This window comes from Flavobacterium sp. EDS, assembly GCF_020991525.1.
In the GTDB taxonomy this organism is placed as follows: Bacteria; Bacteroidota; Bacteroidia; order Flavobacteriales; family Flavobacteriaceae; genus Flavobacterium.
This window is the reverse complement of the sequence record NZ_JAJMOZ010000064.1, coordinates 1-334: the sequence shown is the minus strand read 5'-3', so window position 1 is coordinate 334 and position 334 is coordinate 1. Positions and strand designations below refer to the sequence as shown.

Annotated in this window: 1 pseudogene; it reads left to right on the top strand. The window is 36.5% G+C overall.

Annotation, left to right across the window (positions count from 1 at the left end):
- Positions 1 to 334 (top strand): annotated as a pseudogene (locus LPB87_RS20695) (glucosamine-6-phosphate deaminase); the annotation flags it as partial.

The window sequence follows — 334 nt, the reverse complement described above, 5'->3', positions numbered from 1 at the left end:
TCCGTTTTATGAGACAGGACAAATTAAGAAAAATCCGTTAGGTCTTGAAGATATTGCTATCGTAAAAGATATTATCGAAAAAATAAAACCACATCAGGTATTTGCAGCAGGAGATTTAGCAGATCCGCATGGAACGCATGAGGTATGTTTGAATGCCATTTTTGCTGCAATGAAGGAACTAAAACCACAACCTTATATGGATGATTGCTGGTTATGGTTATACCGAGGTGCTTGGCACGAATGGGATATTCATGAAATAGACATGGCTGTACCATTAAGTCCATCTGAAGTATTATTAAAACGTCATGCTATTTTATATCACCAATCTCAAAAG